The sequence below is a fragment of the Actinomadura macra NBRC 14102 genome, from assembly GCF_001552215.1.
GTDB lineage: Bacteria > Actinomycetota > Actinomycetes > Streptosporangiales > Streptosporangiaceae > Spirillospora > Spirillospora macra.
Map to the genome: position 1 here is coordinate 241,791 of NZ_BCQT01000001.1, position 20,815 is coordinate 262,605.

The following is a 20,815-nucleotide window of genomic DNA, read 5'->3' on the forward strand; positions in this document are numbered from 1 at the left end:
GTCACTCCGCCTTTTCGGGCTTGAACGACTTCAGGATTCCGTCGTAGAGGCGCTGACCGGGAGTCCATTGCGGATCGGGCGCGGAGAAGCGGAACTCATAGCCCGCCACGCGGCTGCACAGAACGTGCTCGCCGCCCGCGTCGTCCTGCCAGGTGAATTCCCATTCGGCCGCACCGTCGACGAGTTCGGGCGCCGCCTCCAGGCGCAGCCGGCGATACCCCGGATACCGGCTCTCCCGGACCGCCGTGTACTCCGCCGTGCGCAGCCCCGCCAGGGGCTCCCCGGGCGCGGGGGAGATGCGCAGCCCACGCCCGGTGTCGCCGTCCTCCCATGCCATGACCGCGCCGCGCCGCTCGGCCTGCCAGCCCGCGGGTACCCGCACCGAGTAGGCGCCCGCCTCCCGGTACTTCGCCGTCCTGACCGGCACGCCCGCTGCGGGGCGCAGTGCCACCGCGTCGCTCTTGCCGATGGACGTCCACCGGGCCGCCCACGTCCCCATGCCCGCCGCGAGCGCCGCGAGGACCGCCACGCTGAGCACGGCCCCGGGCCGCAGCCGCCCGCCGGGCAGCAGTCCCGCCACCCGTCGCCGCATCGGGCCGCCGCGCCGCCGCCCCGGCCCCGTGGCCCGCACCGGAACCGCAGGCCGCGTGGGAGCGCGCGAAGCGAACCCGCCCCGCCGGGACGTGCCGCGCCGCACCCGTGGACGCCGGGACGGGGGCATCGCCGTGGCGCCCGGCTCCGCCGCCGGCCCGGCCGCCTCCCGCAGCAGGACGGCGGTGGCCTCGGCCGACAGCCGGTCCTCCGGCCGCTGCCGCAGCAGTCCCTCGATGACGGGCGTCAACTCTCCGGCCCGCACCGGGGGTGCGTACTCGCCGAGCAGCACCGCCACCATGGACGCGAGCGCGTGGCAGCGCAGGAACGGGGAGAAGCCCTCGACCGCGGTGTAGAGCGTCGCGCCGAGCGACCACAGGTCCGACGCCTCCACGCTCGGGTGGCCGTCGACCCGCTCCGGCGGGAGGTAGGCAGGCGATCCCTCGATGCCCGCCACGAGCGTCTCCGCCGCCTCGCGGCCCCGCTCCATGTGCACCGCGAGCCCGAAATCGGTCAGCAGGACACGGCCGTCTTCGCAGATCAGCACGTTGCTCGGCTTCACGTCGCGGTGCAGGATGCCCGCCGCGTGCGCGGCCCGCAGCACCGACAGCACCTCGGCGCCGATCTCGGCGGCGCGCCGCACGCCGAGGGGACCGCCGTCGGCGATGAGCCGGTGCAGGGAACGCGACTCCAGGAACTCCATCACGATCCAGGGGCGGCCGTCCTCGACGATCAGGTCGTGGACGGCGACCACGCCGGGATGTTTCAGCGCGGCGGTGGCCCGTGCCTCGCCAAGCAGGCGCCGGCACAGCACCTTGCGCTCCGCCTCGGTGATCCGCTCGGGAAGGTGGACCTCCTTGACCGCCACGTCACGGTCGAGCATCTCGTCATAAGCCCGCCAGACGGTACCCATGCCCCCTCTGCCGACCACAGAGAGAAGGCGATACCGTCGCGCGAGCGGTATCAACCGATCCCCTTTCATGGGGAAGTTATGCGCCCGGATGCGCTCAAGCCACGCCCCGTCCGGTTCAATCATTCTTTGACCGTGCCGCACTTGCGCGCGTGATGGAAATGCGCTGAGGCCCGATGCCCGGGGGGAACGCGATGGTAAAGAAGTGTTATGCGTCCGCTTCCGCGAACACCTTCTTGGCCCATTTGTAATCGGACTTGCCGACGGCCGTCCGCTGCACCGCGGCCACGAGCTGGAGCTGCCGTGGCAACTTGTAGCCGGCGAGCCTGTCACGGCAGTGCCCGACCAGCCCGTCCAGTGTGACCTCAGCGCCGGGACGGGGCGCGACGACGGCCGCGACACGCTGCCCGAACCGCTCGTCCGGCAGGCCGACCACCACGACGTCCGCCACGCCGGGATGGTCTTTCAGCGCGACCTCGACCTCCTCGGGGTACACCTTCTCGCCACCGGTGTTGATCACCAGGGAGCCGCGGCCGAGGAGCGTGATCGTGCCGTCCTCCTCCAGGGTCGCGAAGTCGCCGGGGACCGACCAGCGGGTGCCCTCGGCGTCGGTGAAGAACGTTGACGCGGTCTTGGCCGGGTCGTTGTAGTAGCCGAGGGGGATGTGGCCGCTGCGCGCGAGCCGCCCGATCTCACCGGGCGCGACCACCGTCAGGTCGTCGTCGAGGACGGTGACGCCGGGCTTCACCTGGAACCGCGCGGTGCCCTCCCGCCCGCCGACGGACGGGCCGCACGCACCGGTCTCGGACGCGCCGTAGTTGTCGAGGAACAGCACGTTCGGGAGGTGCGCCTGAAGCGCCTCCCGTGCCCCTTGGGTGAGCGGCGCGCCGCCGGACGCTATCGCGATCAGCGAGGACGTGTCGTATCCGCCGACCGCCAGTGCCTCCGCCACCGGGCGCGCCATGACGTCCCCGACCAGCATGAGCACGTTGGCCTCCTCCTCGGCGACCAGCCGGAGCGCCGCGTCCGGGTCGAACGCGTGGCCGGTGTAGAGGACGACCTTGGAGCCGTGGAACAGCCCCATGAACGCGACCCACTGCCCCGCGCCGTGCATGATCGGCGCGCAGTCGACGACGGGCAGCCCGGGCCGGCGGGCGTTCTCAGCGAGTTCCTCCGGGCTGCCGACCGGTTCGCCGAGCGGGTTCCCGCCGCCGAGCGCGCCGAAGAAGATGTCCTCGCAGCGCCACTCGACACCCTTGGGATAGCCGGTGGTGCCGCCCGTGTACATGATGTAGCGATCGTCGCCGGAACGTTCCGGGAACCGGTCCGACGGATCAGCGGTCGCGAGCGCCTTCTCGTACTCCACCGCGCCGGGGATCTCGCCTGTGCCATGGTCCTCCAGGACCACGACGTGGTGCAGCTTCGGTAGGTCGGCGCGGACCTCCTCGACCTTCTCCAGCAGCGAGCGCTCGCCGATCAGCGCCACCGAGTCGGAGTCGGACAGGACATGGTGCAGCTCGGCGGCGACGTACCGGAAGTTCACCGGCACCGGGACGGCGCGGATCTTGAAGATGCCGAACATGGCCTCGACCCACTCGGCCCGGTTGTAGGCGAGGATCGCGACGTGCTCGCCGGGCCGGACCCCCGCACCCGCGAGGTGGTGGCCGACCCGGCTCGCGCGCTCGTTCAGCTCCCGGTACGTGCGTCGGGCTTCCCCCGCGACGAGGGCGGGACGCTCCGGTCCGGCAGCCGCCATGATCTCCAGCAGATCGGCCAGATTGTAGCTTCGTGCCATGCCACGTCCTCGCGTCTCGGGGTGGGGTGCGAGCCCTCCGCATCATCCTCGCGAGTACATAAGTACTCAATTACCCGCGATATTTCCATTCAATGAGATGTATCACATCCGTTACATCCAGTCACCGCGGGAGCGGCACGTACACGATCGACGTCCGGACGCCGCTGTCGATGAGGCGGCCGTCCGGACCGAACGTGCCCAGCCCGAAGTCGTTGTCGTTGATCACAGCGAGCGAGCGGCGGCCGGCCGGCGCGATGCCCTCGATCTTGCCGGGCATCCCGGGCACCGCCGACAGGTCCGCGGTCAGTTCCTTGGGTAGCGCGGTGACCCCCGAGGGCACCCCGGTGGACTTCTCCAGCGACGGCGCCGTCACCTCGTCGTCCCATCGCGAACCGCTGATGTCGGTGGCTTTGCGCAGGTCAACCGTGTAGACACGGGCGACCTTGTCGGTCCTTTCCGCCACCAGGATCCGCTGGTCATCGAGCGCGGCCAGCCCGGAGATCTTCATCTCGTTCTGATCGCCGCAGCCGGACGGGTCGAACGAGCAGACGTCCTCGAAGCGGTAGACGTACTCCCCCGACACCTGCCTCTTGCGTAGGTCGAACCTGAAGATTCGTCCGTTCCGGGACGCCTTGTAGGTCTTCTTGTCGGGGTTGGACAGAGGGCTCTGCACCGCCGCGTACAGGGACTTACCGTCAGGTGAGATTGTCAGACCTTCGAAGCCACGATTGTAGGTCCGCTTGTTAAGGATCGCGGGGAGCGTCGCCTTCACCGGATAGCTCGGCTTCCCGGTCCAGCCCTGCGGGACGTACCGCTCGATCACCCGGCCGCGCCGGTCGAGGTGCAGCAGGGACGGGCCGTACTCCTCGGCCACCCAGAACTCGCCGTCCTTCGTCCGGACGAGCCCCTCGGAGTCGATCCCGTCGGCGTTGAAGGCCAGCCGCGTCCCGCCGTCGAAGCCATAGGGCGCCTCCTCGCGTCCCTCGACGTTCGGCAGTCCGGTCACCGGACGGCCCGCCCGGTTCGTGATCGGCAGCGTCCTGGTGATCTTGATGCCGTCCTTGCGGACGCGGAGCCTGACGATGACCGGGTCGAACCCGGGGACGGGGAAGGTCACGCGCTCCGCACCGCCCACCTGCACGGTGCCGTTCGGGCCCCGGTCGGTGATCGCCCAGAACTCGTCCGGACGATCGCCCTTGGCGTGGAAGAGGTCGCTGCCCACGCCGCCGAGGGCCACGCCCCTGTCGTCGTCGACGGTGCCGGGCAGCACCGCGTTCTGGAACGGGGCGAGCGGGATCCGTGGCAGGACGGCGGTTCCGGACGGACCCACCGTCTCGGACCCGTGGGCGGTACCGGACGTTGCGGCGGTACCGGAAATCAGGATGAGGACGGCCCCCGCGAGCGCGGACGGGCGGAGCAATGAGCGATGTGTCACACGCGGACGGTAGGGGCACAGGGTGACGGACGGATGATGCCCAGGTGACGGCGGGGTTCGTGACGATCGGCGGAGGTGCCGCATCCGGCCACGCGGGTCGTTCTTACACGGCTCTTATCCGGGTACCTGCATGCTTGGCCGTAACGATTTCATATCAGACCGGGGGTAGTGGTGAGCGCAAGCGCGATGGCGTGGACGCCTCCGACGTGGGAGGAGATTGTCAGCGAGCACTCGACGCGGGTGTTCCGGCTGGCATACCGCCTCACGGGGAACCGGCACGATGCCGAGGATCTGACCCAGGACGTCTTCATCCGGGTCTTCCGCTCGCTGTCCTCCTACAGTCCCGGGACATTCGAAGGCTGGCTGCACCGCATCACGACCAACCTGTTCTTGGACCGGGCCAGGCGCAAGCAGCGGATCCGCTTCGACGCGCTGGGCGACGACGCCGCCGAGCGGCTCCAGGGTCGCGAGCCGAGCCCCGCCCAGTCCTACGACGAGCGGCATCTGGACGCCGACATCCAGAAGGCGCTGGACGGCCTCGCCCCCGAGTACCGGGCCGCCGTCGTCCTGTGCGACATCGAGGGGCTCACCTACGAGGAGATCGGCGCGTCCCTGGGCGTCAAGCTCGGTACCGTCCGGTCGCGCATCCACCGGGGCCGCGCGCAACTCCGCGCCGCGCTGGAGCACCGCCGCCCCGTGGAGACTGTGACCGGCATCACTAGTGACCGGTGAGTAACTTCTGATTAACCTCGGCTCGTGGACATCGTCTTCGAGCGCCGCGGCGAGGGCCCTCCGCTGGTCCTGCTGCACGGCATCGGCCACCGCTGGCAGGCCTGGTCCCCCGTGCTGGACCTGCTCGCCGCCGAACGCGACGTGATCGCCGTCGACCTGCCGGGCTTCGGCGCGTCCCCGCCGCTGCCCGCGGGCACCCCGTACACGCTGGACGCGGCAATGTCGGTGCTGGCCGCGACGTTCGCCGACCTCGGCCTCGACCGCCCGCACATCGCGGGCAACTCCCTCGGCGGCCTGTTCTCCCTGGAAGCGGCCGACCGGGGCCTGGTCAGCTCGGCGACCGTCCTGTCGCCGGCGGGCTTCTTCACCGCCCCCGAACTCCGCTACGCCGCCTCGGTGCTCCGTGCGTCCCGGCTCGCCGCCCGCGTCCCCGACACCGTCCTCGCCCGCCTGGCCCGGTCCCCGCGCCGCCGCAACGCGATGTTCGGCATGATCTACGGCCGCCCCGACCTGCTGGACATCGCCGCCCTCGCGGGCGACGCCCGCGCCATGCGCACCGCCGCCGGGTTCGAACCCACCCTCCGCGCCGGGCGCGCCACCCGCTTCCTCGGCGCCTGCGCCGACGTCCCCGTCACCATCGCCTGGGGCACCAAGGACCGCCTGCTCCTGCGCAGCCAGGCCATCCGCGCCCAGCGCCGCCTCCCCAACGCCCGTTTCGTCTGGCTTGAGGGCTGCGGCCACGTCCCCATGGGGGACGATCCGCCGCAGGTGGCCCGCGTCCTCCTGGAGGGCAGCGCCCATCCCCTCCGCACCGCGGCCGCCTGATCCGTCATGGGTCAGGGCGAAGACATAGCAGTTCTCACCCGGGGCGAAGAGCGTCTCCAGATGATCCCTGGTGAGCGCGACGGACACGCTCCCGAACGGGTCGCCGCCCAGCTTCGCCCGCCTGGCCAGCGGGAAGTAGTCGCAGCCCGCCCCCGTGCGGGCGGGCGGCGGCGGGATGCGGCGCGACAGCTCCGGCAGGGTCTCGCGGCGCAGCGCACGCTCGGTGAAGATCTGCTTGGGTCCGAGCGTCCGGCCGGTGGCGAGTTCGATGTTCAGCGCCATGGACCCCATGGACGTGCTGCCCGCCACGTACACCGGCGTGGACACCAGGTAGCGGACCGACAGCAGCCTCGGCCCCCGGTACACGATCCCGGCGCGCATGTGTAGGCGGGCGTCCCCGCCGTCGACGCCTCCCCGGCCGCCCCCGCGATACCGAAGTCGATCAGCTTGCTGCGCCCGTCCGCCGGGACCACGACGTTGGACGGCTTGTAGTCGCGGTGGACGACCCCGGCCGCGTGCGCGGCGGCGAGCCCGAGCAGCGAGCCCTTGAGCACGACGAGCGCCGCCTCGGTGCCGAGCGCGCCGTGCTCGTCCAGGACGGCCTTGAGGGTGACACCATCGACCGCCTCCATGATCAGCGCGGTGCCCTGCTCGCTCTCGACCAGCCGGTACAGCCGGGCGACGTGCGGGCTGTCGACGGTACCGAGCATCCGGGCCTCGCGGCGGAACCGGTCGCGGTCCCGCTCGCCGGCGCCGGCGGCCAGGTACTTGATCGCGACGGGGGTGCCCGCCCGGTCGTGGCGGCTGAGCACGACCCGTCCCTGCCCGCCGCGCCCGAGTTCCCGCACCTCGGTGAACCCGGACACCTGCCAGTCCGCCACACAGCCCTCCAGCCATGACCCGTTCATCGGGCACATTGGCACACGGATCTGACAAGGCACAGCGGATTATCGACCGTAAATCCGGCTCCATCGCATTGCGGACGTGCCGACCGTCCGGCCGGGCAGTGGGTAAAGCGCCGTGATCGAGCCGCCCCAGCAACCGGCTCGATCACGGCGCGTGATCACCACCTCACCTGGCTGTCCAGGGCCCGGTGGGCGGGGTCAGCCGGTCACGGGAAGGTCGCCGGGAACCGGGGTCGGCGCGGGGGCCGCCGCTGGCGGCGCGGACGGGGACGGCGCCGGGGAGCCAGGGTGCCCCGGCGTGGTGGGCGGCGTCGGCCGCGGCCCGCCGCCCTTTCCACAGGTCACGGACGCGATCTTGAGCGTCTGGGTCCCGCCCGGCCCGAGCGGCAGACCGATCTCGATCGCCGTGACGCTGAGGTCCCCGTTCCGCTCACGGACCTGCTTGTTCAGCGTCACCGACACCACGCCGACCTGGTTCAGCCGGGCGGTGACGGTGGTGTTCGGGTCGGCGGTCACAGCCAACCGGCGTCCGTTCAGGACAGCCTTCGCCAGGCGCGAGACGCCGTGGCCGTTCTCGCACTTCGCCGTGACCGCGCTCGCGGACAGCAGAAGCTTGGCGATCTTCAGGTCGGCGACCGAGGCCCGGCCGTGCCCGGCCCAGGCGGCGGCCGACAGCGACCGCGCCTCGGCCAGGGGGTTGGCCGGAAGCTCGGCCACGCTCCGGCGCACCGGCAGCTGGGAGGCGCCGGCCACGGACGGTGTCGCCGGGATCGCGACGGGCCCGCTCGCGGAGATGGCGGCGGCCGAAGCGGCGCCCGGGGCGGGGGTGGCCACGGCGGCGGGGGTGGCGGCGGTGAAGGGAAGAGCGAGCGCGCCAACCGCGATGGCGCACTTCGTGAGGGCCTGCATACGCACAGTTGTCTCCTTGGGCGTCGAGAACCGGCGTGGTTCTCGTTCGAGTGGGTGGGCGGGAGCCGGCCGCGCGGGCGATCCGGAGTGGGAAAGGCGGGTCAGGCGGTGATGAGGACGGTGGTGCCGATCGGCACCTTGGCGAGCCGCTTCAGCGCGTCCGCCGGGACCCGCACGCAGCCGTGCGTGATCGCCTTGCCGAAGACGGACGGGGACGTCCAACCGTGGAACGCCACCGTCCCGGGCCCGCCCCCGTAGGTGTCGAGCGTGTCGGAGTGCGCGCCGAGCGGGAGGATGAGCGGACTGAAGGTCGGCTTCGCCGGGGCGAGCAGCGCGAGGACGAAGGTCCGCCCGATCGGGGTGGGCGTCTTCGCGGCGCCGACCGCCACCTTCCAGGAGCCGGTCTCGCGTCCGGACTGGAGCAGGGTCATCCGGCGGTCGCTCAGATCGACCTTCACCTGGTGGGTGCTGCGCGCCGTCTCGTCCTCGGCCGACTGGGGGATCCAGCCGGTCACGCGGTTGGGCCGGCTCGGCAGCAGGACCCGCCGCCAGCCGGGCCTGGTCTCCACGACCGGGACCCAGGTGGGCCCGCCGAGCTGGCTGGCAGGCAGTTCGGCGACGGCCGGTGCGCCGGGACCGGCCGAGACGGGGACCGTGTCGGCCGGGTGCAGCACCGTCCCGTCACCTCCGGCGAAGGGGGTGGTGTCCTGCGGCAGGTCTTCGATGGTGGTGTAGGTGGTGGCGCGAGGCAGGTTCGCCCCGGCGCCCGCCGGGGTCGTCCGCGCGGTCGCGGCCTTATGGCCCCCTCCGCATCCGGTCGCGAGCAGCGCGATGGCCGCCAGGGCCGCCGCTCCCGCCGCGGGCCCGCGCGGTCCGCGGGCCGCGGCGCGCGGCAGTTCGTCGGTCACGAGGACTCCAGGTGTTCGTGTCGCCGGGCCGTCCCGGCTGGCCTCTGTGACCTCTCGTTACGCACGAGCCTCACCCGAGGTTGCACGCAACGCGACGGACCTTTGCGGCGGGGACGGGAACACGGGAGGATTGACAAGTGTTTGAACCCTCAACTAACCTCAAAGTCGTTGAAGGTTCAACAACAACCGCCACTGGAGAGACTCATGAGCATCGCCACCGTCGCCCCCGGCGTGACCGCCGGCACCTGGAACATCGACCCCGCGCACTCCGAGGTCACCTTCACCATCCGGCATCTGATGACCAAGGTACGGGGCAGCTTCACCGAGTTCAGCGGCGTCGTCCAGTTCGCCGAGGAGCCGGCCGACTCGACCGCCACCGTCGAGATCACCATGGCCTCGCTGGACACTCGCAACGCCGACCGCGACGCCCACGTCCGCAGCTCCGACGTGCTGGACGTCGAGAACCACCCGACGATGACGTTCGCGACCACCGGCGTCCGCACCGAGGCCGGCGAGCACTACCTCGACGGTGACCTCACCATCAGGGGCGTCACCCGTCCGGTCAGCCTTGAGGTGGAGTTCCACGGCGTCGCCGAGGACCCCTGGGGCGGCACCCGCGCCGGGTTCTCCGCCGCCACCACCATCAACCGCAAGGACTGGGGCATCGAGTTCAACGTGCCCCTGAAGGGCGACAAGGCCCTGCTCGGCGACAAGGTCGACATCCAGCTTGAGGTCCAGGCCGTCCGCGCCTGATCTCGCCCCCGGCGTCCGCCGCGCCCCCGGACGCCACTCGCGGAAAGGGCCGTCCACCCTCGTGGACGGCCCTTTCCGCGTCCTCGCGGGCCGCTACTCGGCGGCGAGCGGCAGCCGCAGGACAAAACGGGCGCCGCGGGTGCACTCCTCGACGCGCAGCGTCCCGCCATGGGCCTGCGCGATCTCCCGCGCGATGGCGAGACCGAGGCCCGTGCCGCCGGCGCCGCGGCTGCGCGCGCTGTCCAGCCGGGTGAAGCGCTCGAAGACACGCTCACGGTCCTGCGGCGGGATCCCCGCACCGTCGTCGGTGACGGTCAGCAGCGCATGGCGGTCCTCGCGCGTCACCCCGACCGACACGACCTCGTCGGCGTACCGCTCGGCGTTGTCGAGCAGGTTCCCCAGCAGCCGGACGAGCTGCATCCGCACGCCGCGCACCATGACGTCGCCGTCGAGCTCGGTGCTGACCTTCAGCGCGAACGTCCGCCGCGCGATCTCGGCCTCGGCGAGCCGCGGCAGGTCGATGGACTCCTCGGCGGAGGCGCCCGTCCCGATGCGGGCGAGCAGCAGCAGGTCGGTGACGATCGACTCCAGCCGGTCGGTGTCGCGCAGCGCCGAGTCGACGACCGCCCGCAGGTCGTTGTCCTCGGGATGCATGGACGCGTCCTCCAGGTTGGCGCGCAGCCCGGCGATGGGCGTGCGCAGCTCGTGGGAGGCGTCGGACGCGAACTGCCGCTGCCGGCCGACGGCTCTCTCCAGCCGGTCGAGGGTCGCGTTGGCGGTACGGGCGAGCTGCGCGATCTCGTCCTCGCCCGGCGGCTCGGGCACCCGGCGGTTCAGATCGCTGCCGCTGATCTCGGCGAGCTGGGCCCGGATGGCCTCGACGGGACCGAGCGTCCGTCCGACGACATGCCAGGTGATCCAGGCGACCAGCGTGGCGAGCGCCAGCACGATCGCGCAGAACAGCACCTCCAGCACGCCGTTCACCAGATAGGCCGGCATGGGCTCCCACGCGTACACCACGACGGAATCGGGCGCCGTGGTGGCCCGGATCGCCTCGACGACGAAGCACTCGCGGTCCGGCCAGCTGCCGCGGCACTCCACGAAGTCACGGACCCGCAGCTCCGCGGTCGGCCACAGGATGCTCACCGGCTCCCTGCCCGTCGCCGCGGACGTGGCGTCCAGGACGTGCCCGCCCGGCCCGACGACCTGCACGAGGATCCGCCCGCCCGTCTCGTCCGGGATCGGGGTCGGCAGGGAACCGTCGCGGACGCCGCCGCTGGCGCGCCGCGCGTCGACCTGGATCTCCTTCAACAGGTCGGCCTTGACGGCGCTGCGCACGCCCAGATCGATGCCGACGGCGATGAGACCGAGCACCAGCACGGCAAGCACCGCGGCGATCAGGGTGTCCCGGGACCTGATCGACCGGGGGCGCATGCGCATCGGCCCTCCCGTCAGCGGCGCCACAACGTTTCGCGGCGCCGCCCGAGGGGATAGCCGCCGGTACCCCGGCGGCGGCGGTGGGCCTCGCCGTCCATCACAGAGTGTCACGTTTTGCAGGAGGTGCACCCCCTGCCCGCCAACGCTACCGATCGGTCACGAATCGGGGGCCCGAAACGGGATGTCGGGTTTTTACCACGCCTTACCTGGACATCCCGTTTTATGACGGTTCCTCCGAAGCACAGGGACGGACACATGGGCAGGGACGTGGCCTCGGTCACCATCAGCGGCGAGGACCGCAGGCGATACCGGGACAAGGTCCGCGGTTGCCTCGACGTGCTGGCCCGCATGCTGGGCGAGGCTCAGTTCGACTTCGAGCGCCCCCACATCGGACTGGAGATCGAGCTCAACCTGATCGACTCCCTCGGTGACCCGCTGATGCGCAACGCCGACGTGCTCAAGGCCATCGCCGATCCGGCCTGGGCCACCGAGCTCGGCCAGTTCAACCTGGAGATCAACATCCCGCCGCGCGAGCTGGGCGGGGAAGGCACCGGCGAACTGGAGGCCGAGGTCCGCGACCACCTCGACCACGCCGGCACCCGCGCCCGCGAGGTCGGCGGACAACTTGTCATGATCGGCATCCTGCCGACCCTCCGCCGCACCGACATCGGCGAGGAGACCCTCTCGGCCAACGCCCGCTACAAGATGCTGAACGACCAGATCTTCGCCGCCCGCGGCGAGGAGATGCACATCGCGATCGACGGCCCCGAACCGCTGCGCATGCACACCGACACGATCACCCCCGAGGCCGCGTGCACCAGCGTCCAGTTCCACCTCCAGGTCAGCCCCGAACAGTTCGGCGCCTACTGGAACGCCGCCCAGGCCATCGCCGGCGCCCAGGTCGCGGTGGGCTGCAACTCCCCCTTCCTGTTCGGCCACGAACTCTGGCACGAGACCCGCATCACCCTGTTCGAGCAGGCCACCGACACCCGCCCGGAGGAACTGAAGACCCAGGGCGTCCGTCCCCGGGTCTGGTTCGGCGAACGCTGGGTCACCTCCGTCTTCGACCTGTTCGAGGAGAACACCCGCTACTTCCCCGCACTCCTCCCCCTCTGCGACGAAGAGGACCCCGCCACCGTCCTGGACGAGGGCGGCATCCCCGAACTCGGCGAACTGACCCTCCACAACGGCACGGTCTACCGCTGGAACCGCCCGATCTACGCGGTCGTGAAAGGCCGCCCACACCTACGCGTGGAGAACCGCGTCCTCCCCGGCGGCCCGACCGCCGCCGACGTCATCGCCAACGGCGCCTTCTACTACGGCCTGGTCCGGATGCTCGCCGAAGAGGAACGCCCCGTCTGGACGCGCATGTCCTTCAACACCGCCGAGGAGAACCTTCACCGCGCCGCCCGCCACGGCCTCGACGCCACCCTCTACTGGCCCGGCATGGGCGAAGTCCCCGCGACCGAACTCGTCCTGCGCCGTCTCCTCCCCCTGGCCCACCAGGGCCTCGACCGCTGGGGCGTCGACCCGTCCCGCCGCGACCGCCTTCTCGGCATCATCGAGCAACGCTGCCTCACCGGCCAGACCGGCTCCGCCTGGCAGATCGAAACCGTCCACTCCATCGAGGAGTCCTTCGGTACCTCCCGCCACGAAGCCCTCCGCATGATGACCCTCGCCTACGTGGAGAACATGCGAGACAACGCCCCCGTCCACACCTGGCCCATAGGACCGTGATCTTTTGGGGGCCCCAATCCCCCCGGCTGCGCGGGCTCGCCACCTCCTCACTCGCTAGCGCTCGCTCCGGGGGAGCGGCGCGCCGGGCATGCCCCTGCGCTCGCTGTACTCGCTCCGGTGCCTGTCCCGTAACCGACAGCTGAGGCTCAACCCGCCGGGGTACGGATCAAATCGGCAGGTGCGGTTCAACCTGCCCGGGGCACGGTTCAGGCCACTGGCTGGGGTACGGGCGAACTACTCAGCGGCGTGGCGGGCGCGGTGAGCGCGGAGTTTGTGGCGGTTGCCGCAGCGTTCCATGGCGCACCAGCGGCGGGCGCCGGGGCGCGACAGGTCGACGAAGACCAAGGGGCAGTTGTCGCTGGCGCACTCGCGGATGCGTTCGGATGCCGGCCCCGACAGTAGCTCGATCATCTCCCGCGCCAGCGTCGACAGCACCTGCTCCGCTCGCACCGGCGGCGCCCAGCACGCGGTCGTGCCGTCGGCGGTCAGTTCGGGGGCCAGCGGCGGCGCGGCCGCGGCTCGGTTGATGGTCGCGACCGCCTCGGCGGGGAGCGGACGGTCCGCCGCGCGGGCGTGCGCCGTGTCCCAGATCGCCTGGCGGAGGGATTTGGCGGCGGTCAGCTCGCGGGCCGTCATGGGAACCGTGAAGATCGTGGCCAGCGGCGGCTGCGCCAGCCATTCCTCCAGGTCGGCAGGGGTGTGCAGGGTCTCGAACACCGCATACTGGCCCTCTCCGCCCGTGTGGGCGAAGTCCAGGCAGACCGCGCCGGCGTCGAACCGGAACGACCCTCCCTTGGGGTCGTGCAGTACCCGACCGGTTGTGCTCCCTCGCATGCAACCACTATAACTGGTTTCCCAAGCAACACCGGTATAACCGGTTTCAGAGGAGGCGGCACATGGGCGTACGGCACATCAACCCCGAGGGGCTCCACCGCAGCCCGGCCTTCAGCCAGGCCGTCGTGGTCGAGCAGCCGAGGAAGACGATCTACATCGGCGGGCAGAACGGCGTCGGCGCCGACGGCAAGGTCGTCGGGCCCTCGGTCGGGGAGCAGGCCGGTCAGGCGTTCCGCAACCTCGCGGCCATCCTGGAGAGCGAGGGGGCCGGCCTGGCGAACATCGTGCACTGGACCATCGCCGTGGTGGACGGGCACACGCTGGAGGAGGGGTTCGCCGCCTTCCAGCAGGAGTGGAACCCGGCCGACGCTCCGCCGGCCATCACGGTCCACGTCGTCGCCGGGCTGGGGCCCGGGTTCCTCGTCGAGATCGACGCCGTCGCCGTCGTGTGACGCACGGGGCTCGACGGTCTTCACGGTTTCCGCACAAGTCACACGCTGAGCACACATGTCGGGCTTCTAGAGTCGGGGCTTGTGAGTGGGAACGTGTCACGCATCCTCGTGGTCGAGGACGAGCCGACGATCGCGCGGGCGGTGGTGGACCGGCTGGTGGCGGAGGGGTTCGCCGTCGAACTCGCCGGGGACGGGCCGACGGCGGTCGAGCGCGCCCGGACGTGCGAGCCGCACCTCATCGTGCTGGACGTGATGTTGCCCGGGTTCGACGGCCTGGAGGTGTGCCGGCGGGTGCAGGCCGAGCGACCGGTGCCGGTGCTCATGCTGACCGCGCGTGACGACGAGACCGATCTCCTCGTGGGTCTCGGCGTGGGCGCCGACGACTATGTGACCAAGCCGTTCAGCATGCGGGAGCTGGTCGCCCGGATCCGTGCGGTGCTGCGCCGGGTCGAGCGCCCGGTGCCGGACGCCGCGCTGGCGCCGCTTCGGGTCGGGCCGCTGGAACTCGATCCCCGGGCGCGGCGCGTGCGCAGGGACGGGCGGGAGGTGCATCTCACGCCGACCGAGTTCGACCTGCTCGCCTGCCTCATCCGGAATCGGGGGATGGTGCTGACCCGCGCCGTCCTGCTCGAACAGGTGTGGGACTGGGTGGACGCGTCCGGGACACGGGTCGTCGACAGCCACGTCAAGGCGCTGCGCCGCAAGCTCGGCCAGGAACTCATCCGGACGGTGCACGGCGTCGGCTACAGCCTGGAGATCGCGTGATGGGCAGAGTTGTCCACAGGCTGTGGGCACGACTGCCCCGCCCCCTGGACCCGCTACGCTCGATCAAAGTGAAGTTCGGCGTTGTCGTCGTGGTCACGGCCTGCGTCGCGGTGCTGATCGTGCTGTGGGGATACCCGCTGGGGTTCCGCGCCCGGCAGACCATGCCGGTCGGCGTGCTGATCTCGCTGGTGGTGATCCAGTTGCTCGCGCACGGCATGACGGCCCCGCTGCGCGAGATGACCGCGGCGGCGCGGGCGATGGCGCGCGGCGACTACAGCCGCCGCGTCAGGGCCACGTCCAGGGACGAGGTCGGCGAGCTCGCGCAGGCGTTCAACCGGATGGCCGCCGACCTCGCGGAGGTCGACCGGCAGCGCCGCGAGTTCGTCGCGAACGTCTCGCACGAACTGCGCACGCCGATCAGCGCGCTGCGGGCCGTCCTGGAGAACGTCGCGGACGGCGTCACACCAGCGACCCCGGCCGTCCTGGACTCCGCGCTCGACCAGACCGAGCGCCTCGGCCGCCTGGTCACGCAGCTGCTCGACCTGTCCCGCGTGGACGCGGGCGCCGCCGCGCTGGACCTGTCCCGCCTGGACGTCGCCGCGTTCATCGCCGACGTCACCGCCGAGGCCGCAGCCGGGAACCCGGGCGCCCTGTTCGAGTCCGATGTCACGCCCGGCCTGCACGCCACCGCCGACCGCGACCGCCTCCACCAGGTCGTCGCGAACCTCCTGGCCAACGCCGTCCGGCACGGCCCGCCCGGCAGGGCCGTCACCGTCACCGCCCGGCCAGGCCCGGCTCCGGGCGCCCTCGTCCTGGAGGTCGCCGACGAGGGTCCCGGCATCCCGCCCGCCGAGCGCGCCCGCGTCTTCGAGCGCTTCTCCCGCGGCACGGCCTTCGGCCCCCGCGCCGGCACCCCGGGCGGCGGGACGGGCCTGGGCCTCGCCATCGCCCGCTGGGCCACCGACCTGCACGGCGGCGACATCACCGTCCTCCACACCGCCCGCGGCTGCCGCGTCCGCGTCACCCTGCCCGGCGACTGACCCGGCGCCGCGGTCAGGAGTTCTCGTGAAGGGCGAGGAGGGCGTAGGCGGCCAGGGTGGAATCGTCGGTGATCAGCCCGTCCCGGATGAGGGCCTTGAACTCGTCCTGGGGAAACCACCGCTGCCGCATGTCCTGTTCTTCGGGCTCGCGGTCGGTCTCGCCGGGTTCGAGGTCGGTGGCGAGGAAGGTGTTGAAGCCCTGGCCGCTCGTCCCATGGGAGCAGTTTAGGAAGCCGAGGTGGGTCAGGGTCCCGGCGCGCAGGCCGGTCTCCTGAGCCAGTTCAAGGCGGGCGAGATCCTCCGGGACGGCCTCCTGGCGGCCGGGCATGGCGCCCTGCGGGAAACTCCACGTGCGGCGGCCGATCGGATAGCGGTACTCCTCGACGAGGTGGAAGCCGCCGTTCTCCGCGGGCACGACCACAACGAAGTCCGGTTTGTCGATGACGCCGTAGATGCCGCGGGAGCCGTCCAGCCGCTCGACCTCGTCCTCCCGGACGATCATCCATGGGTTCTCGTAGACGACCCGCGTGCGGACCTGGCGGACCGCGGGCTCCCTCTCGTCCTGCATTCAGGCCCCCGATCCGTAGCGGTACACGAGCTCGTGCCGGTCGCCCACCACCACCCGGTGGGTGACCTCGACCACCCGCTCATCCTGGTCGTACGCGCGGCGCCACAAGGTCAGGACGGGCTGGCCGGAGCCGATCTGCAGCGCTTCCTGCTCGTCGCCGCGCGGGAGCCGGCAGGTCACCGACTCCTCGAACAGGATCCGGTACCCGGCCTCCTCCAGCCGCGAGTAGATCCCACCGGGGCCGGTGTCGACCTCCCGCAGCACCGGGAGCCGCGCCACCACCTCCATGATCACCCAGGTGGTCGCGATCTGGACGGGCGGCTCCCCCTCGACGCCCTGCACACGGGCCCGCTCCAGCACCCGCGTACCGGCCGGGACCGCCAGCCGGTGGGCGAGCTTGGCGTCGGCGTCCACCTCCCGGACGGTCGTCCGGGTGAACGGCCTGCGTCCTTCCGACTGCGCGGATACGTGAAACCCGCGCCAGCCACCGACCTGCCGGGTGATGTCCGACGCCGCGCGCCGCACCGGCCGCTCCGGCCGCACCTGCACGCCCGCGCCATGCTTGACCTGCACGAGCCCCTGGTCGGCGAGCATCCGCAGCGCCCGCCGGACGGTGGACCGATCAGCGGTGAACTCGCGTGCCAGCTCCCGCTCGGAGGGCAGCCACACACCCGGCTCCAGCTCGCCCTCGACGATCCGGGCGGCCAGCGCACTGGTGATCGCTTGGGCCTTCGTGGGGGGACGCGGCATACCAGATCCTGCTTCGAACTGCGTACTTTGGCCCCACACACGCTACAACGTTCTACCTCCCCGTCCCCTATACCGACAGTGGCGGGAAGATGGCGATTAGTGGCTAACACCAAGGGCCACAGGACGACCACACAGCCGAAGCAATACAGATGACCGCGGACCCGAAGGAAGTACGAAACCCCAGTCGGCAACAACCGGAAACGTTGCGATCGCGTGCGAAGCCAGGGGCGAGCGGAGCGAGAACCTGATCGCGAAGCGAGCCCTCCAGGGCGAGTCGAAAGCGATGCAGCGATCGCCGCAGTGCCCGCCAAAGGAGGGCCTCCAAGGCCCGACGCCAAGGGCACTGCAATAAACACAGCGATCGCCGCAGTGCCCGCCGAAGGAGGGCGCCCTAGCGTCCGACGCCAAGGGCACTGCAATAAATACGAGCGCGCAGGACGATTTCCAGGTCGAAGCGTAGGTCGGGGTCCAGGAGTTGGTCGCCGAAGAGTTCTTCGAGTTGCCGCAACCGGTAGCGGACGGTCTGGGGGTGGACGTGCAGGCGCATCGCGACCTCGTTGGCGTTGCGGCCTGATTGAAGCCAGGCGAGGAGGGTTTCGGCGAGCCGGTCCTGCTGGCTTGTGCGCAGGTGGGCGAGGGGGGCGAGGCGCAGGTCGGCGAGGGCGGTGACGAGTTCCTCGTCCTGGAAGAGGATCAGGGTGGACATGTGCTCCACGCAGCGGATCACGCCGTCGCCGGGCTCGATCACGCCGCGCTGGACGAGGTGGAGGGTCTTGCCGGCCCACTGGCTCGACCGCGCCGCCTCCACGACCGGGACCGTCGGGCCGACCGCCGCGAGGGTGCCGGACAGGGCGCGGTCGACGATCTTGGCGCGGCCTGGTCCGTCGGGGTCGGGGATGATGAGGCTGGGGGTGCGGCGGGTGAGGTCGGCGAGGACGTCGGGCGGGAACGCGGGTCGCAGGGCGGCCTCGCGGTGGGGGCCGTCGAGCGCCACGGCGGCGACGGTGCGGGGGACGGGCCAGTGCGCGGCGGCGGCGAGGTCGGCGATGGCTTCGGGGGCGGCGGGCGGGTCGGCGAGGAGCAGGTCGAGCAGCCGTTTGCGGCGGCGCTGCATCTCGCCAGCGACGGCGGCCTTGGCCTGGGAGTATCCCTCGACGGCGGCGGCGGCCAGTTCGTCCTGGAACTGCATCAGCACCTCGCCGACGGCGCCGAGCATGCGGGGGGAGGCGTGCAGGGCGTCGGCGCCTTCGGCGATGCGCCGCCAGGCGACCATGCCGCCGACGCGCATCGCGGTCTGCATCGCGTCCAGGCTGCGGCCTTCGCCGGCCTCGCCTCGGCCGATCGCGCGGAAGAAGTCGGTGACCGCGGACGGGTCGTGACCGGGATCGGCCACCCGTTCGACGAAGTAGTGCAGGACGCGTTCGACGGCGAGCCGGAGGGTCTCGGAGTAGAAGCCGTCGCCTGGCCTGTCGTACTCGCGGACGCGCGTCTGGATCTCCTGCATCATGGCGTCCGCGACCTCGTCGAGGTGGGGCCGCATGTGGTCGGCCAGCTCCCGGGGCACATCCACCCACGGGGACCCGTCGGCGGTGGAACCCTGGTCCGCCACGTGTACCTCCCGCCGCTCGTCCCCTTGCGTTGCGCGCCGTACACACGGGGCAATTCACTACTTATGTGATCTGTGTGGGCAAAGCATGACCCTGTGCGTCCCAGGGAGCAAAGTCTAGGTTCGGGGTCGACCAGGTTTGGCCGATTTCGTGACGAAGCACCACAGGTCGGACACTCTGGCCCGTCCCGCCGTCCGGTGCGACAGTGAAGGCACGACCAACCGATGCGCGAGGTGGTCATGTCCGGCGACCGCGAAGCTCCCCAGGCCCTCGGCGCGACCGGCCGAGCCGTGGACGACCGCCTCGGCGGGGCGCCCTTCCTGCGCAGGGCGATCCGCAAGGCCTTCCCCGACCACTGGAGCTTCCTGCTCGGTGAGATCGCCATGTACTCGTTCTTCATCATCCTGCTGACCGGGGTGTTCCTCACCCTGTTCTTCAAACCGAGCATGGACGAGGTCATCTACAACGGCTCCTACGAGCCGCTGCGGGGCGTCCGGATGAGCGAGGCGTACGCGTCCACGCTGGAGATCAGCTTCGACGTCCGCGGTGGCCTGCTGATGCGGCAGATCCACCACTGGGCGACGGTCCTGTTCATGGCGGCGATCGTCATCCACCTGCTGCGCAACTTCTTCACCGGCGCGTTCCGCAAGCCCCGCGAACTGAACTGGCTGATCGGGATCGTGCTGTTCATGCTGGTCATGCTCAACGGACTGTTCGGCTATTCACTGCCGGACGACCTGCTCTCCGGCACCGGCATCCGCATCCTGGAGGGCGTCATCGCCTCGATCCCGCTGGTCGGCTCGTACGCGCTGATGTTCCTGTTCGGCGGCGAGTTCCCCGGCGACGTCATCATCCCGCGGCTCTACGTCATCCACATCCTGCTCATCCCCGGCATCCTGCTCGCCCTGATCCCGTTGCACGCGGTCGTCCTGACATGGCGACAGACGCACACGCAGTTTCCGGGCAAGGGCAGTTCCAACACGACCGTCTACGGCTATCCCTTCTTCCCGGTCTTCATCGCGAAGACCACCGCGTTCTTCCTCTGGGTCTTCGGCGTGACGGCGCTGCTCGCCACGTTCTTCCAGATCAACCCCATCTGGCTGTTCGGCCCCTACGACCCGGGTGCGATCAGTTCCGGCTCGCAACCCGACTGGTACATGGGCTGGCTGGAGGGCGCTCTCCGCATGATGCCCGCCTGGGAGATCAACGCGTGGGGCCACACGCTCGCCCTCAGCGTCATCGTCCCGGCGCTGATCGTCCCCGGGATCCTGTTCACCGGCCTCGCCGCCTACCCGTTCCTCGAACGGTGGGTCACCGGGGACCACGGCGTCCACCACCTGCTCGACCGCCCCCGCGACGTCCCCGCCCGGACGGGCGTCGGCGCGGGCGGCATCGTCTTCTACGGCGTCCTCTGGCTGGCCGGCGGCAACGACGTGATCGCGGACCGCTTCGAGATTCCGCTGTTCTGGACGACCTGGTTCTTCCGTTTCGCCGTCATCCTCGGCCCCGTCCTGGCGTACGTCATCGCCTACCGCATCTGCCTGGGCTTGCAACGCCGCGACCTCGGTCTCGTCGAACACGGACTGGAGACGGGCGTCATCCGCCGCACGCCCGCAGGCGAGTACATCGAGATCGAACGTCCCCTGGACGAGGACCGCCTGGCCCCTATATCGGACGCCCGTCCGCCGGCCGCCGTCGCCCTGACCCGTCCCGAGACCCGCGGGGTCTCCTCTCCCGAGGCGCGGACCTCTCTGGGCCGCCTCCGTATCGCCCTGAACCGCCGCTTCATGCGCGACCTTGGCGAGCCGCCGACCTCGACCGGCGGCGAAGAGCGCAAAGCCCTCGGCCCCTGACCTGACGAC

General features: G+C 71.0%; 19 protein-coding genes. 8 read left to right on the plus strand and 11 right to left on the minus strand.

The window, feature by feature from the left end:
- Position 1 precedes the first annotated feature (1 nt).
- The 3 genes from AMA02S_RS01015 to AMA02S_RS01025 all read right to left on the minus strand — a co-directional run bounded on the left by AMA02S_RS01015 (position 2) and on the right by AMA02S_RS01025 (position 4,731).
- Positions 2–1,627 carry a serine/threonine-protein kinase gene (locus tag AMA02S_RS01015; protein ID WP_084264391.1) on the minus strand — a complete coding sequence of 542 codons (1,626 nt, stop codon included), beginning with the start codon at positions 1,625–1,627 and terminating at the stop codon, positions 2–4.
- An 82-nt stretch (positions 1,628–1,709) separates the two neighbouring features.
- Positions 1,710–3,296 (minus strand): acyl-CoA synthetase, encoded by a 1,587-nt coding sequence (locus tag AMA02S_RS01020; protein ID WP_067450008.1) that lies wholly within the window; start codon positions 3,294–3,296, stop codon positions 1,710–1,712.
- Positions 3,297–3,417: 121 nt separating this feature from the next.
- Positions 3,418–4,731, minus strand: coding sequence for an esterase-like activity of phytase family protein (locus AMA02S_RS01025; RefSeq protein WP_218004809.1), 1,314 nt, complete (start codon positions 4,729–4,731; stop codon positions 3,418–3,420).
- 186 nt (positions 4,732–4,917) lie between these two features.
- On the opposite strand from AMA02S_RS01025, the gene sigE reads away from it, so the two are divergent.
- A complete protein-coding gene (sigE, locus tag AMA02S_RS01030) occupies positions 4,918–5,463 on the plus strand; it encodes an RNA polymerase sigma factor SigE (protein WP_157430308.1) in 546 nt (181 codons plus the stop codon).
- Between the two features lie 24 nt (positions 5,464–5,487).
- Positions 5,488–6,288, plus strand: coding sequence for an alpha/beta fold hydrolase (locus tag AMA02S_RS01035; protein WP_067450015.1), 801 nt, complete (start codon positions 5,488–5,490; stop codon positions 6,286–6,288).
- Positions 6,289–6,560: 272 nt separating this feature from the next.
- Here the strand turns inward: AMA02S_RS01035 and AMA02S_RS01040 are convergent, their stop codons facing one another.
- The 3 genes from AMA02S_RS01040 to AMA02S_RS01050 all read right to left on the minus strand — a co-directional run bounded on the left by AMA02S_RS01040 (position 6,561) and on the right by AMA02S_RS01050 (position 9,010).
- Positions 6,561–7,196 (minus strand): protein kinase domain-containing protein, encoded by a 636-nt coding sequence (locus AMA02S_RS01040; protein ID WP_084264393.1) that lies wholly within the window; start codon positions 7,194–7,196, stop codon positions 6,561–6,563.
- 195 nt (positions 7,197–7,391) lie between these two features.
- Positions 7,392–8,102: a choice-of-anchor P family protein gene (locus AMA02S_RS01045; protein WP_067450021.1), complete on the minus strand. Its 711-nt coding sequence runs from the start codon at positions 8,100–8,102 to the stop codon at positions 7,392–7,394.
- Positions 8,103–8,203: 101 nt separating this feature from the next.
- A complete protein-coding gene (locus AMA02S_RS01050; protein ID WP_245667293.1) occupies positions 8,204–9,010 on the minus strand; it encodes a L,D-transpeptidase in 807 nt (268 codons plus the stop codon).
- A gap of 204 nt (positions 9,011–9,214) precedes the next feature.
- Between AMA02S_RS01050 and AMA02S_RS01055 the strand changes: the two genes are divergently transcribed.
- On the plus strand, positions 9,215–9,763 hold the full coding sequence (locus AMA02S_RS01055) for a YceI family protein (protein ID WP_067450024.1): 549 nt from the start codon (positions 9,215–9,217) through the stop codon (positions 9,761–9,763).
- Between the two features lie 93 nt (positions 9,764–9,856).
- Here AMA02S_RS01055 and AMA02S_RS01060 read toward each other — a convergent pair whose 3' ends face one another.
- Positions 9,857–11,203: a sensor histidine kinase gene (locus AMA02S_RS01060; protein ID WP_067450027.1), complete on the minus strand. Its 1,347-nt coding sequence runs from the start codon at positions 11,201–11,203 to the stop codon at positions 9,857–9,859.
- Between the two features lie 252 nt (positions 11,204–11,455).
- Between AMA02S_RS01060 and AMA02S_RS01065 the strand changes: the two genes are divergently transcribed.
- Entirely contained in the window at positions 11,456–12,937 is a 1,482-nt protein-coding gene (locus AMA02S_RS01065) for a glutamate-cysteine ligase family protein (protein ID WP_067450031.1), read from the plus strand.
- A 234-nt stretch (positions 12,938–13,171) separates the two neighbouring features.
- On the opposite strand, the gene AMA02S_RS01070 is transcribed toward AMA02S_RS01065, so the two are convergent.
- Positions 13,172–13,771 (minus strand): CGNR zinc finger domain-containing protein, encoded by a 600-nt coding sequence (locus tag AMA02S_RS01070; RefSeq protein WP_067450034.1) that lies wholly within the window; start codon positions 13,769–13,771, stop codon positions 13,172–13,174.
- Between the two features lie 62 nt (positions 13,772–13,833).
- Here AMA02S_RS01070 and AMA02S_RS01075 point away from each other — a divergent pair, with 62 nt between their 5' ends.
- The 3 genes from AMA02S_RS01075 to AMA02S_RS01085 all read left to right on the plus strand — a co-directional run bounded on the left by AMA02S_RS01075 (position 13,834) and on the right by AMA02S_RS01085 (position 16,028).
- On the plus strand, positions 13,834–14,223 hold the full coding sequence (locus AMA02S_RS01075) for a RidA family protein (RefSeq protein ID WP_067450036.1): 390 nt from the start codon (positions 13,834–13,836) through the stop codon (positions 14,221–14,223).
- A gap of 93 nt (positions 14,224–14,316) precedes the next feature.
- A complete protein-coding gene (locus AMA02S_RS01080) occupies positions 14,317–14,988 on the plus strand; it encodes a response regulator transcription factor (RefSeq protein WP_245667294.1) in 672 nt (223 codons plus the stop codon).
- A gap of 68 nt (positions 14,989–15,056) precedes the next feature.
- Positions 15,057–16,028, plus strand: a complete 972-nt coding sequence (locus AMA02S_RS01085; protein ID WP_245667295.1) for a sensor histidine kinase — start codon at positions 15,057–15,059, stop codon at positions 16,026–16,028.
- Positions 16,029–16,041: 13 nt separating this feature from the next.
- Here the strand turns inward: AMA02S_RS01085 and AMA02S_RS41180 are convergent, their stop codons facing one another.
- From AMA02S_RS41180 to AMA02S_RS01100, 3 genes are all read right to left on the minus strand, one after another.
- Complete coding sequence (locus AMA02S_RS41180; RefSeq protein ID WP_067450042.1) at positions 16,042–16,596, minus strand: NUDIX domain-containing protein; 555 nt, start codon at positions 16,594–16,596, stop codon at positions 16,042–16,044.
- The gene (locus AMA02S_RS01095; protein ID WP_067450044.1) at positions 16,597–17,346 is read right to left on the minus strand and encodes a GntR family transcriptional regulator; all 750 of its coding nucleotides are present in this window, start codon (positions 17,344–17,346) and stop codon (positions 16,597–16,599) included.
- 391 nt (positions 17,347–17,737) lie between these two features.
- Positions 17,738–18,955: a PucR family transcriptional regulator gene (locus AMA02S_RS01100; protein WP_067450046.1), complete on the minus strand. Its 1,218-nt coding sequence runs from the start codon at positions 18,953–18,955 to the stop codon at positions 17,738–17,740.
- A gap of 222 nt (positions 18,956–19,177) precedes the next feature.
- Between AMA02S_RS01100 and qcrB the strand changes: the two genes are divergently transcribed.
- Positions 19,178–20,806 (plus strand): cytochrome bc1 complex cytochrome b subunit, encoded by a 1,629-nt coding sequence (gene qcrB / locus AMA02S_RS01105; RefSeq protein WP_369688367.1) that lies wholly within the window; start codon positions 19,178–19,180, stop codon positions 20,804–20,806.
- Positions 20,807–20,815 lie beyond the last annotated feature (9 nt).